The organism is Scytonema sp. PCC 10023, from assembly GCF_963920835.1.
Lineage (GTDB): Bacteria > Cyanobacteriota > Cyanobacteriia > Cyanobacteriales > Nostocaceae > Kalymmatonema.
Genome location: NZ_CAWUDP010000396.1, coordinates 1 through 261, shown reverse-complemented (window position 1 = coordinate 261; position 261 = coordinate 1). Strand labels below are relative to the sequence as shown.

General features: G+C 37.2%; 1 pseudogene. It reads left to right on the top strand.

The window, feature by feature from the left end:
* Window positions 1–56: 56 nt before the first annotated feature.
* A pseudogene (locus ACM0OZ_RS49340) lies at window positions 57–209 on the top strand (ISNCY family transposase); the annotation flags it as partial.
* Window positions 210–261 lie beyond the last annotated feature (52 nt).

The following is a 261-nucleotide window of genomic DNA, read 5'->3' as shown; positions in this document are numbered from 1 at the left end:
CCACAGGAAATTTAGTCAGGAGTTTTTCTCACGATCGCCCCCCCTGAACGGATACAAAATTTACACTTTTCCTTCCTCGTATAGAACAAGTTATTCAACAAACATATCGGCGGGTATTCAAGAAAGAAAAAGTTCCTGCTAATGAAAAAATAGTCAGTATATTTGAAGTTCATACAGATATTATATGTAGAGGTAAATTGAACCTAGACTCTTAAGAAACACATTCCGTCGCCGTAGATTGAGCAACGAGATTAAAGCCTA